This window comes from Colwellia sp. BRX10-9 (genome assembly GCF_014077405.1).
Taxonomy (GTDB): domain Bacteria; phylum Pseudomonadota; class Gammaproteobacteria; order Enterobacterales; family Alteromonadaceae; genus Colwellia_A.
Genome location: NZ_JACGVV010000023.1, coordinates 63,164 through 74,814 on the forward strand (window position 1 = coordinate 63,164; position 11,651 = coordinate 74,814).

The window sequence follows — 11,651 nt, forward strand, 5'->3', positions numbered from 1 at the left end:
TCTATAAAATTAGTGTTGTTGAGCGATAAACTCTAACGAATGTTGATTAAAGAGTTCTGGGTTCTCAACATTGCAGACATGACCACATTTATGAATGGTGTGTAATAAACTGTTTTTATGTTGCTTAACCATTTCCATTACAGGTCCCAAAAACATATGGTCTTCCTTGCCCATAATATAAAGGATAGGTATATCAATTTCTTTCTCTTTGAAATAACGCATCAAGGGGTTCACGTCCATCGCTAACTTAAACCAACGAATAAATTCTTTCTGGCACAAACGTTTAGCTTCACGAACAAATAAGTGTCGAGATTCCTTATGGCGCTTTTTCGGCATCATAATAAAAGCAAATAAGCGATACAACCACATATATGGTAGAAAATGCTTAAAGGTATTTCCTAAATAAACCAAAATATTACTACGAGCATTAAAACGAGTAATAGCGCCACCTAGAACCATACTTGATACATATTGAGGCGCAATTTCAGCTATGTTGCGAATGATAATAGTTCCTAAAGAAATGCCAACAAAATGTGCACATGTAATATTGTTGTGATCTAAAACATCGATGATATCTTCAGAGACTTTATTAAAGGAGTAATTACTATCAACAAAGGTTTGTACCAGATGGCTGGACTTTCCGTGGCCACGAAGATCAAGTAAGAGCACATTATAAGTTTTTTGATAATCTCTGATCTGACGAAACCAAATTGCCGAACTACCGCCAGCACCATGGACAAAAACAACCCATACTTTACTGGTTTTATGTGGATAAATAGTATGGAAAAGAATTGATTTGCTCATTACTGCAAACACCCTATTACGATGAGTTATACAAACTTAAGAGTAGCTAGTATAGCTAAATTTAAAAAAAATCTCCTAATAAGTTAGCTAATATCCCCCCTTACTAGGCTAATACTTTAATGATGTACTGTCTTAATTGACTATTTTGCGAAAAGATATAATAAAGTTTAGAATAGTTTGTCTTCTTAATAAAAAGCCAATATCAATGGCGCTGCTATTTTAGGTCCGAGCATTATAACGTCTCTTCAAGGTAATAAAGATGAAAAAGAAAACAGTAAACAGTCTCTTAAAAAAACATGACAAACTTGTTCATAGTGAAAATGTTACTGTCGTCTCTCATGTTCAACGCGAACAAGATGAGTGGTTTATTAATACGGTAATGATAAAAGGCTGTGATGTTCCATTCAAATATAAGCGGAAAAAAGCTTATAAATCGCTTAGCAAACAACAAGTGAATATGACCTATTACACAAGCACTGAAATGATTGCTGGCTTTGAGATAGAAGTCATGAATATTGTTAGAATAAAAGTCGCCTGATTTTCAATTAAAACTGACATTTTTAATAGCCCACACTTTTCTTTGAAAGAACAAAATAATATATCACTATATAAACATTTGTTATTTTCGGTATAAAAAGAAGTTATTTGCATTTAATTTAGCTTAATTGCTATTCATCTCTTGACGAAAGCTTCGCCATCTTACATAAATAAGCTATCAATAATAAAAACATTGATCGACACAGACATTTATTAATAAAAAATAAAAAGCAATAAATGTAATTTTGGGGACAGCGAGAGGATTTTATTATGATATTAAATCATATATGGGGATTGTATACTGACCCTAAGAAAGAGTGGCACACAATTGAAAGGCGCCACGAAAGCTTAATGTACAGCATGGTTCATATTTTAACCATAGCGTTAATACCTGCCATTTGTAGTTATTTTGCCGCCGCTCATATTGGTTGGACAATAGGCGTAGGTGATCCAATAAAATTAACTCAGGCAAGCGCAATGACCATGTCTGTCGGCATGTATTTTGGTTTAATCTTTGGTGTTATTGGTTTAGCTTTTTTAATTCAATGGATGGCAAAAACTTTTGATGCTAAGCCAGATTTTACCCAGTCTTTAGAATTAGCCGCTTACACAGCAACACCGTTATTAATGGTTGGCGTAACTGCATTATTTCCTGTTTTATGGTTTGTTGCTTTAGCGGGACTAGCCGCACTTTGTTATTCTGTCTATTTACTTTACTCTGGCGTACCCATCATGATGAATATTCCAGAAGAAAAAGGCTTTATTTATTCAAGCTCTGTAGTTACTTGCGGATTAGTTCTTTTAGTCTCTTTAATGGCATTTAGCGCTATTATGTTAGGTATGGGCTTTGGCTCTGAACATATATCTTAACGCTTTTATTATAAATTTAAGTCGATAAGTCATTTATTATAAATATGTATCTTTAGCATTTGATGATAAAAAAGCCCGCTTAGTGATAAACTAAGCGGGCTTTTATTTTACTTTATTTTTCTATACTGTCGTTTAGACAAGCCTGACGCTATTCAGCACCTTCATTGTGCATATCGATAATTGAATCAGCATTTTTATCTGAGTCTTCTTTATTTTCATTATTTCTCATCGCATCTAAACGCTCTAAATAGCCCTGAGTAATGTCTTTAGTTATATATTGACCATCGAACACAGATGTCTCGAATTGTTTGATTTCAGGGTTTACACTGCCCACAGCACTAACTAAATCTTCCAAGGTTTGAAAAATAAGTTTATCTGCACCAATTAATTGGCAAATATCGTCTAATTCACGGCCATGAGCAATGAGCTCATTGGCACTTGGCATATCAATACCATAAACATTAGGAAAACGAATTTCTGGAGCGGCTGAGGCAAAATAAACATTTTTTGCCCCCGCAGAGCGAGCCATTTCAATGATTTGTCCAGAAGTAGTACCCCTTACAATAGAGTCATCGACTAACAATACATTTTTACCAGCAAACTCTGTTGTTATCGCATTAAGTTTACGGCGAACTGATTTCTTACGCTGCTCTTGACCCGGCATAATAAAGGTACGGCCAATATAGCGGTTTTTCACAAAACCTTGACGGTATGGGATGCCAAGGTGTCGAGCAATTTCTAAAGCAGTATCACATGATGTTTCTGGAATAGGGATAACAACGTCGATCTCTACGTCTTCCCATTCTTTTGCTATTTTATCACCCAATTTTTTGCCCATTTCAACACGAGAGCCGTAAACAGAAATTTTATCAATCGCTGAATCAGGACGCGCAAAATAAACATATTCAAAAATACACGGGTTGTATGTTGGGTTCTTTGCACATTGCTGGCTATGAATTTGTCCATCTTCAGTGAAATAAATAGCTTCGCCAGGCGCAACATCACGGACAAATTCAAAGTCGTTTGCATCAAGCGCTACCGACTCAGAAGCAATCATATACTCGATACCCGTAGCCGTTTCACGCTTACCAAATACTAGAGGACGGATGCCATTAGGATCACGAAACGCCACCATGCCATGGCCAATAATCAAAGCAACCGTTGCATAGGCACCACGAATACGCTCATGTACATTAGATATTGCAGTAAAAATATCATCAGGTGTTAATTTCAAATTTTCAGTCAATTGTAATTCATGACCGAGAATGTTGAGTAACAATTCAGAATCAGATGTGGTATTTACATGACGACGTGCGACATTAAATAACCACTCTTTTAATTCAATAGCGTTGGTTAAATTACCATTGTGTGCAAGAGAAATACCAAAAGGAGCATTGGCATAAAATGGCTGAGCTTCTGAAGAACTTGAAGTACCTGCGGTTGGGTATCTAATATGACCAATACCCATGTTACCTTGTAATCGCAACATATGACGCGTATGAAACACGTCTTTTACTAAACCATTTCCTTTACGTAGTCTAAAGGTATTGTTGTGAATAGTCACAATACCAGCAGCGTCTTGACCACGATGTTGAAGTACAGTTAATCCGTCATATAATGCTTGACCTACCGATGTTTTACCAACAATGCCAACAATACCACACATGCGTTTATTCTCCACAGAACTAAGTTTAAGGGCGTTTTAATAACATAAACGCTAAGTAAATAAAAATTATACTAATGAACATCAGCCCCATTTTCATGGCACTAAAATAACGTTATTTCAAAAAGCTTGATGAATTCTTTAGGTATTCGAAAAACCATTCAACAATGAGTGTAAACTCGGGGATGAGTTGAGAACTTGCCCACCATGCGGTTGATGACGCTGGCGTAAATGCATCCATAAAGAATAATAATGCGCTGGTAACCAACACGCCACGTAATGCACCAAAAACGAGCCCTAGCAGGCGATCGGTTCCAGACAAGCCTGTTTTACTGACCAATTGACCAATAAGATAATTTACCATAGCGCCAAGAATTAACGTGGTAATAAAAAGAATAGCAATTGCCGCGGCATTACGTAGGACTTGATCGGAAATGTTTGTCAATAAACTAGCAAGATTTACATAGAAGTGGCTGGCAATAAAGAAGGCACTGATCCAGATAACTAGCGAAACTGCTTCTTTGACAAAGCCGCGAACCAAGCTAATTAATGTTGAAATGCCTACAATTGCCAAAATGGCATAGTCTATCCAAACCATAAATTAATCGTTACCAATGAATATTTACCAGCATAATAAGGCGCGCATTCTAACAGAAACGCCCCTTATTTTACCAATGTTTTATTTAAAATAGCCATTGCCATTGAAAGTGCTTAACTACTTTTTACACCGTATTATTGGGCAGTGGTTATAACTTATTATTTTGTTGGGTAAAAACGAGCAATTTTACCTTCAACACCGGTTAATTTTTTCAATGCTGGGATTTTTTTTATCAATGAGTTTTTGATCAGTTCAGGACCAATGAAAACTTTAATTAATGGGCCGTTTTTTGTTTTTATCGGTTTTGTGAAAGCGGTATAACCATTATCTTTAAGCTTGAGTAATAATTGTGCAACATTTTTTTTATGACGAAAACTGCCCAGCTGTACTACCCATGCTTGTTGCAACACTGATTTTTCTGGCAAAATATTATCTACTGCTTGCTCAGTTAACGCTTTATCGTCTTCTTTCGTCGCCACAGCGTTATTTAAACCCGGGTCACTCTCTGTTTCAGCCGTATCTTTTATTGCTTGTTCAGTCGAAGAGACATCGTCATCTAATGCCGCTTCATCACTCAGTATTTCGTCAGTATTTATAACAATTTTATCTTCAGGAAAGCTTGGTGTGCTCTTAACAAACTCGACCTTAGGCGGAGGTGGAATTTGTTCAAACTCATCTTGATAGGTCTTTTTATTACCGTCTAGTAAGTCTGGCAAAATAATAATAGCAACCGCAGCCACAATAATGGTGCCAACTAAGCGGTTTTGAAAAGGTGTAGACAAATGGAACTCCCAGGCTGCAGTTAATAAAAACTACAGCAATAAACGTCGGACTTCAGCTACGGTGTAAAATGATCCAAACACTAAGATCAAATCTGTTGCTGTTGAATTTTTGTTAGCCATTCTAAATGCCTCAGTGATATTGTCAAAACAATTAGCTGAATCTTCATTTAATAACAATTTTTCGGCTAATTCCTTTGCAGTAGCTCCACGAGGCATAGATAAACTGCCTAAATACCATTGATCAACCAGTGCAGATAATGGTCCAAAGGTGTTAGCAATATCTTTGTCTTTTAACATACCGGTAACCGCATAAAGCTTGTCATACTTTTCCGACTTTAAATACTCAACTAAATAACGTGCTGCTTGAGGATTATGACCAACATCAAGTAGCACAGGACTGTTTAACGATTTTTTACTGATAAGCTCAGTTCGACCGGCAACTTTTGTTTGGTTTATTAAGGCATTTACACTTTCAGTATTAAAAACAACAGAACAATCATTAAGTAAAGCCAATACCGTTAGTGCCGTTGCTACATTATCTTGAGGTATAAAAGGCTTATTTAAACCATTGATTTGGTACTCGCCAAATGTCCAACACCACAAGGAGTGACAAGTGGGTACTTTGTGCTGTTCAATAGAGAAATCATCGCCTCGCAGACTGACCACGGCTTTAAGTTTTTTAGCATGGGCAAGTACAGATATAGGACAATCGGTATCACCAATAACAACTTTTTGATTCGCACGCATGATACCCGCTTTTTCAAAGCCGATACTTTCGCGATTATCACCTAGGTACGCTTGATGGTCTAAGTCTATCGTGGTTATGACGGCAATATCAGCGTCAATTAAGTTTGTGGCATCTAAACGCCCACCTAAACCTACTTCCAAAATAATAAAAGCAGGTTTTCTTTCCATTAAAACTAAAAATGCGGCTAATGTTGTGTATTCATAATAGGTTAGTGAAATATCACCACGCTGTTGCTCTATTTGCTCAAAGGCGTTGATTAATGATTGACTGTCAACGTCAATATTATTAATACGTAAGCGTTCATTGAACTTTTCAATATGTGGTGAAGAATAAACCGCCACTGTTTTATCATCACCGAGCAAAGCATTTTCAATAAAAGCACAGGTCGTGCCTTTACCATTAGTTCCTGCAACCGTGATCACTTGGGCAAAACTGAAATCAATATTTAATCGCTTAGCCACATGCGAAATGCGTGCCAGCCCCAAGTCGATCTCAGTTAAATGTATTGTTTCTAAATAAGAAAGCCATTGAGCTAGAGACTTACTAGCAAAATGGCTTTTGTTGTTTGTTGGCATAGTGTTGTTGTGAAGCGTTAGTTAAGAAGCGTTAAGGCTTGGATGTCCCATGAATTTAGCTAACATACGAGAAAGCGTACTACGCATTTCACGTCGGTCAACAATAATATCAATAGCACCCTTTTCTTTTAAAAATTCACTACGCTGAAAACCTTCAGGTAACTTCTCTCGAACAGTTTGTTCAATAACACGTGGACCCGCAAAGCCAATTAACGCTTTAGGCTCTGCAACGTTAATATCGCCGAGCATAGCTAAACTTGCAGATACGCCGCCCATCGTAGGGTCAGTTAATACCGAAACGTAAGGTAAACCTTTTTCGCTCATTTTCGCTAATGCTGCACTCGTTTTTGCCATTTGCATTAATGAAAATAATGCTTCTTGCATACGTGCTCCGCCACTTGCAGAAAAACAAACAAGTGGTAGGTTATGCTCAAGGCAGTATTCAACACCTTTAACAAAACGAGCGCCAACAACTGATGCCATTGAACCACCTAGAAAAGCAAACTCAAACGCAGCAGCAACGATAGGCATACCATTAAGTTCACCTTTCATCACAACCAGTGCATCTTTTTCACCGGTACTTTTTTGTGCAGCGCTTAAGCGGTCTTTATAACGTTTTGAATCTTTGAACTTTAAAATATCCTGTGCTTCAAACTCTTCACCTAATTCAGCGCGATTATTTGCATCTAAAAAGCAATCAATACGTTTGCGTGCTGAAATACGCATATGGTGATCACATTTTGGACAAACAGATAATAATCTATCGAGTTCTGCTTTATAAAGTACTGCATTACAAGAAGTACACTTGCTCCAAACGCCTTCAGGGATATTACGTTTTTGGGTGGTTTTTGCTTTTGGGAGAATTTTTTCTATCCAGCTCATAATTTATTTTTGCCTTCTTTTACCTAATATGTCCATGGGAACATAGGAAAACTTGCCAATATTGGTTTCAAACCTATCAGCAAATTGTTAATTTTTTGAATTAATCTAACTATAACCGACAATTAAAGCACATTTAGCCCTACTATGAATACAAAAAACTGGTCTGTTTTGTTGGAATTAGCAGTTTGTAATTACTCATTCTGTCACTATTTATCTTAAAGTAAAAACAGTGGCCCCAGCGGAGGTTTTGGAATATTGAACTCTTGTGGGTAGTCAACACCAACAAAATACAAACCTGCAGCAGATGCCATCATGCCAGCTACACAACGATTTTTAGCTTCAAGAACTTCCCCCAACCACGCTACTGTTTCTAATTGTTGGCCTATACGCATTAAACTACCCGCAATATTTCTCACCATATGATGTAAAAAAGCATTGCCTTTAACATCAATAATAACAAAATCACCTTGGCGTGAAACATTGCAATGAATCAATGTTCTAACTGGAGAATGCGACTGACAATGAACGGTGCGAAAGGAAGTAAAGTCATGTTTACCCAATAAAGACTGTGCCGCTTGATGCATTAATTTTTCATCAAGTGGATAATGACAGCAGGTTATTCCTTGGCTTAAAATTGCAGATCTTAAACGATTGTTATTAATAACATAGCGATAACGACGTGCTGTGGCGCTAAATCGAGCATGAAAACTGTCGTCAACTTGCTTCACCCAAGACACAGCAATATCACTAGGTAGATTGGTATTTACGCCCAGTGTCCAAGCAACATCTTTACGCACTTTGTCTGTTTCAAAGTGAATAACTTGGTTGGTCGCACTAACACCCGTATCAGTTCTGCCCGCACAAATAACTTCAATTTTTTCATCAGCAATTTTTGATAAAGCTTTTTCTACATTTTGCTGAACACTGACCGCATTTTTTTGTCGTTGCCAACCGTGATAACGGCTTCCATCGTATTCAATACCTAAAGCGTAACGCATCAATAACTCCCGATTATAATGCGCGCATTATCCAATATTTTAGGGTTTATGCCAATCAGGTTCTTTGATTATATAAAAAAACCCCAATAATGGCTTTTATAAAAGCTAAAGTAATTGTGATTGATTAACTCATATAATTGGGCAGTTGCTGAGCATCGCCCTTTGCTACTACATCTTGTAATATTACTTCGGCGTTTTCTATTATTGCGCCTATTTCTATTATATAAAAAATTCTTTTATATAAAAAAAGCCACAACAGTGGCTTTTATAGAATGAAATAACGTCTCTTGATTAGCTAATATTATCAAGTAGTTGCTGAGCATCAAATTGTTGCTGGGCATCGCCCTTTGCTACTACGTCTTGTAATATTACTTCGGCGTTTTCTATTATTGCGCCTATTTCTCTTATATAAAAAATTCTTTTATATAAAAAAAGCCACAACAGTGGCTTTTATAGAATGAAGATAACGTCTATCGATTAACTGATATTATCAAGTAGTTGCTGAGCATCAAATTGTTGCTGGGCATCGCCCTTTGCTACTACGTCTTGTAATATTACTTCTGCGTTTTCTATTATTACGCCTATTTCTCTTATATAAAAAATTCTTTTATATAAAAAAAGCCACAACAGTGGCTTTTATAGAATGAAAATAACGTCTATCGATTAACTAATATTATCAAGTAGTTGCTGAGCATCAAATTGTTGCTGGGCATCACCCTTTGCTACTACGTCTTGTAATATTACTTCTGCGTTTTCGTTATCTCCTATTTCAATATAAACTTTCGCTAAATCTAATTTAGCTGCAATACCGTTATCATCTTCTTCTTCTGCGGCGTTATCACCAGAAAACTCAGGGAACTCATTAAGCCCGACATTAAAGTCAGTTTTATTGTAGGGCTCTTCGTCTTCTGTGTCGCTTAAACTATCTGATAATAAAGAGTCAACAGAGACAAAATCATCTTCATCATCATTGTCAAAATCAACATTTAAATTATTATCACTATCGAGGTCATCACCAATATCTAACACATCATCTAAGTCAACATCGAAATCATCTTCGCTGTCGCCTTCAATGTTAATCTCATCATCGGTATCAGTAGCGTCTAAGTCAATGTCATCAGCATTGAAGTCAGTTGAAAAGTCGAGATCATCTGAAAGTGTTGTCTGATTTTCTTCTGCTATGTTTGCCAATAAGTCATCAAAGTCAACATTATCGAGTGCTTCAATCTCATCAATCTCACTATTGTCATCATCGTCAGAGGTGTTTTCATCGGCTAATAAATCAGCTAATACATCACTATCGGTATAATCAGTTGCTTCTTCTGCCGCTAGTTCATTAACTTGTCCATCAATAAGTATATCGTCACCAATATCTAAATCATCAGCGTTTGAGTTGTCACCCTCAGCCACCTCAGCTAAAAGTGCATCTATGTCTAAATCATCTGACAAGTCATTATTTTTATTGCTATTTTTTTCGTTTATACTTTCGTCATGACTTGCATGAGTATCATCAACTAATTCTTCGGTGTCATCTTTAAGTAGCTCACTAAAATCTACCGATAAAAATGGCGCTACGTATTCATTGGTAAAATTATCGATAAGCGCTTTATTTTCATCTTCTGTGGTCTCAGTGTCATCTGCAGTTTCATCACCCTGAATATCACCTAATAAACTATCAATATCATCAGGGTCAGTTAACGCTATATTTTCATCTAAGTTATCAGCAGCCATTTCATCAAGAGGATCAATGATATCATCGGCAGTGATAGGTTTTGTCATCTGCTCTGGGGCTGACATTGAATCTAGCAAGGCGTCGATGTCATCAGGATCTGATATTTCAAAATTTTCAGCTTGTTCATTTAATTCAGCAACGGCACTTTCTTTAACCATTGAATCCATAAGTGCGTCGATGTCGTCTGGGTCAGTTAACTCTGCAGTGCTATTATCAGTTGCATCCTCTACTGGCTCTGGTTCTAGCTCAGGCTCTGGTTTTGGCGCTGCGGCGGCCATTGAATCCATCAGTGCATCGATATCATCGGGGTCGGTTAGCTCAGCCGAAGCATCTTCTACTGGCTCAGGCTCAGGTTTTGGCGCTGCGGTGGCCATTGAATCCATCAGTGCATCGATATCATCGGGGTCGGTTAACTCAGCCGAAGCATCTTCTATTGGCTCAGGCTCAGATTTTGGCGCTGCGGCGGCCATTGAATCCATCAGTGCGTCGATATCATCGGGGTCGGTTAACTCAGCCGAAGCATCTTCTACTGGCTCAGGCTCAGATTTTGGCGCTGCGGTGGCCATTGAATCCATCAGTGCATCGATATCATCGGGGTCGGTTAACTCAGCCGAAGCATCTTCTACTGGCTCTGGTTCAGGTTTTGGCGCTGCGGCGGCCATTGAATCCATCAGTGCATCGATATCATCGGGGTCGGTTAGCTCAGCCGAAGCATCTTCTATTGGCTCAGGCTCAGATTTTGGCGCTGCGGCGGCCATTGAATCCATCAGTGCGTCGATATCATCGGGGTCGGTTAACTCAGCAGAAGCATCTTCTACTGGCTCAGGTTCAGTCTCAGGTTTTGGTGCTGCGGCGGCCATTGAATCCATCAGTGCGTCGATATCATCAGGGTCGGTTAACTCAGCCGAAGCATCTTCTACTGGCTCTGGTTCAGATTTTGGCGCTGCGGCGGCCATTGAATCCATCAGTGCGTCGATGTCATCGGGGTCGGTTAGCTCAGCAGTACTATCATCAACTGCATCGTCTACGGGTTCTGGCTCAGGTTTTGGCGCTGCGGCGGCCATTGAATCCATCAGTGCATCGATGTCATCGGGGTCGGTTAGTTCTGTTGCAGCTTCTTCATGCACAGATTCAATTGCCTCTAAAGCACTATCGTCGTCTTCGTCGCCAATGTCGTTTAATAAGTCATTCAATAAATCTTGATCTAATTCACCACCTTCTAATGCTTCGCCTGGCAGCTCTTCTTTACTTTCATTGTTATTAATTTGGTCTTTATCCGCTGGAACGTCGTCATCATCGTCATCAAGACCTGAAAGTAAGGAATCTAAGTCGCTTTGGTCTAACTCACCACCTTCTAACTCGTCGCTATCAAGTGATATGTCTTCTAAATCATCTAAATCATCGAGTCCGTCCAAGTCATCTAGATCATCATCTAAATGAATAACATCATCGTCATCATCTA

At 38.2% G+C, this 11,651-nt stretch carries 10 protein-coding genes; 2 read left to right on the forward strand and 8 right to left on the reverse strand.

The annotated features are described in order from the left end of the window. Window positions 1–9 precede the first annotated feature (9 nt). Window positions 10–804, reverse strand: a complete 795-nt coding sequence (locus H4J69_RS13575; RefSeq protein ID WP_182213984.1) for an alpha/beta fold hydrolase — start codon at window positions 802–804, stop codon at window positions 10–12. A gap of 259 nt (window positions 805–1,063) precedes the next feature. Between H4J69_RS13575 and H4J69_RS13580 the strand changes: the two genes are divergently transcribed. Together H4J69_RS13580 and H4J69_RS13585 are read left to right on the forward strand one after the other, a co-directional pair. Next, window positions 1,064–1,342 carry a hypothetical protein gene (locus H4J69_RS13580; protein ID WP_182222180.1) on the forward strand — a complete coding sequence of 93 codons (279 nt, stop codon included), beginning with the start codon at window positions 1,064–1,066 and terminating at the stop codon, window positions 1,340–1,342. Between the two features lie 269 nt (window positions 1,343–1,611). Continuing rightward, window positions 1,612–2,211, forward strand: coding sequence for a Yip1 family protein (locus H4J69_RS13585; protein ID WP_182176549.1), 600 nt, complete (start codon window positions 1,612–1,614; stop codon window positions 2,209–2,211). Between the two features lie 148 nt (window positions 2,212–2,359). On the opposite strand, the gene purF is transcribed toward H4J69_RS13585, so the two are convergent. The 7 genes from purF to H4J69_RS13620 all read right to left on the reverse strand — a co-directional run. After that, window positions 2,360–3,877: an amidophosphoribosyltransferase gene (gene purF / locus H4J69_RS13590; RefSeq protein WP_182213987.1), complete on the reverse strand. Its 1,518-nt coding sequence runs from the start codon at window positions 3,875–3,877 to the stop codon at window positions 2,360–2,362. A gap of 112 nt (window positions 3,878–3,989) precedes the next feature. Next, window positions 3,990–4,472 (reverse strand): CvpA family protein, encoded by a 483-nt coding sequence (locus tag H4J69_RS13595; RefSeq protein WP_182213989.1) that lies wholly within the window; start codon window positions 4,470–4,472, stop codon window positions 3,990–3,992. Between the two features lie 158 nt (window positions 4,473–4,630). Then, window positions 4,631–5,254: an SPOR domain-containing protein gene (locus H4J69_RS13600; RefSeq protein WP_182244855.1), complete on the reverse strand. Its 624-nt coding sequence runs from the start codon at window positions 5,252–5,254 to the stop codon at window positions 4,631–4,633. Window positions 5,255–5,284: 30 nt separating this feature from the next. After that, the gene (gene folC / locus H4J69_RS13605) at window positions 5,285–6,577 is read right to left on the reverse strand and encodes a bifunctional tetrahydrofolate synthase/dihydrofolate synthase (RefSeq protein ID WP_182244854.1); all 1,293 of its coding nucleotides are present in this window, start codon (window positions 6,575–6,577) and stop codon (window positions 5,285–5,287) included. Between the two features lie 21 nt (window positions 6,578–6,598). After that, window positions 6,599–7,459 carry an acetyl-CoA carboxylase, carboxyltransferase subunit beta gene (accD, locus tag H4J69_RS13610; protein ID WP_182213995.1) on the reverse strand — a complete coding sequence of 287 codons (861 nt, stop codon included), beginning with the start codon at window positions 7,457–7,459 and terminating at the stop codon, window positions 6,599–6,601. Window positions 7,460–7,674: 215 nt separating this feature from the next. Beyond that, window positions 7,675–8,457, reverse strand: a complete 783-nt coding sequence (gene truA / locus H4J69_RS13615; RefSeq protein WP_070374283.1) for a tRNA pseudouridine(38-40) synthase TruA — start codon at window positions 8,455–8,457, stop codon at window positions 7,675–7,677. Window positions 8,458–9,120: 663 nt separating this feature from the next. Beyond that, on the reverse strand, window positions 9,121–11,651 hold a 2,531-nt coding region (locus tag H4J69_RS13620; protein ID WP_310733611.1), incomplete at its 5' end, for a FimV/HubP family polar landmark protein.